Source organism: Methylobacterium sp. V23 (genome assembly GCF_002917135.1).
Taxonomy (GTDB): domain Bacteria; phylum Pseudomonadota; class Alphaproteobacteria; order Rhizobiales; family Beijerinckiaceae; genus Methylobacterium.
In genome coordinates this window covers 1-1173 of the sequence record NZ_PDHT01000126.1, presented here as the reverse complement: position 1 = coordinate 1173, position 1173 = coordinate 1, and the positions used below count along the sequence as shown (strand labels likewise).

Annotated in this window: 1 protein-coding gene; it reads right to left on the bottom strand. The window is 69.0% G+C overall.

Annotation, left to right across the window (positions count from 1 at the left end; all coding sequences use genetic code 11):
- Positions 1-1148, bottom strand: a 1148-nt coding sequence (locus CRT23_RS27575; protein WP_103712638.1) for an IS66 family transposase, incomplete at its 3' end; no start/stop codon positions are given.
- Positions 1149-1173 lie beyond the last annotated feature (25 nt).

Genomic DNA, 1173 nt, shown 5'->3' with positions numbered 1-1173 from the left:
TGGATCACGGCCGGGCGCAGCAGCCGCTCAGAGCCGTTATTGGTCGGCTCGACCGAACCGGGATGGGCGAGGAACACCAAGAGCTGATCGCGAGCCCGTCTGATCTTGGCCTGGAGGGCTCGGGTCAGGTCGCAGCCGCTCGGTGTGGCGAGGATGGCGCCGAGCTGTCGATCCAGGCTCCGGCGCTTGGCGGCCAGCGTCGAGGTGGCCAAGTCGGTAATGCGCTCGGCCAGGGTGAACACGGAGTGCAGCCAGAGCTGCAGCCGCCAGGGCACGGGATCGTCGCTCACCTCGACGACATAGGCGACGTCCCGGGCGAGATGGGCGAGGCAAGTCTGATGCGCAGCCGCGTGGCCCTGCTGTGCGGTGTAGCGATCCGAGATCCATACCGCGGGCCGGTGGCCGTCCATCATCTTCCGCACCACGATGGCGCCCCGCGTCGGCGAGGCCGAGTGCACCACCGCGTCGGCCGCGTGGAACACCCAGTGGTAGGCGTTGCTGCCCTCGATCCGGACGCCCGTCTCGTCAGAGGCGACCACCGGGGCCCGGCGCAGGGCGGACACGGCGGCCTCGCGACCGGAGCGGAAGCGCCTTTGCGCGCGCTGAAGCAGGTTCATCAGCCCGCCCTGGCTGAGGGTGAGACCGAACAGGTTCGACAAGGCCGCCTGCAACCGCTCGTAGGACAGCGCCTGAAAGGTCTTCAGATACGTCGCCACCGCATGCAGCCGCGGGCCGAACGGCGTGCCACGCGCCGCCTCCGGCACCGGAGCGACCACCCGCGTCCCGCAGGTCGGGCACTGCACAACCAGTCGCCGATGGTGAGTGATGATCGGCGCCACCTCCGGCAACTCGATCCGCTCGGAGACACTCACGATCTCGGCAGGGAGGGCCCCGTGCAGGGCGCCACTGCAGCACAAGCAGCGGTCGGGACGATGCTCGACGACCGCGTCGGGATCGTCGCTGATCGCCCGGCTATGGCCTTCATGCCCGGGCTTGGCCCCGCCGGGCTTGGATTGCTCCCGCCGCTCCTTGCGGTCAGTCGCTGGCGGCTTCGAGGAGGTGCGCGAGGTTTTGTCCGGACGCTGCAGCCGCAGCACCAGTTCGATCAACTCCTCACGGCTCAGCCGCTCAAGATCGATACGACCCATCCCACGAGGGAATCAGCGAAACCCA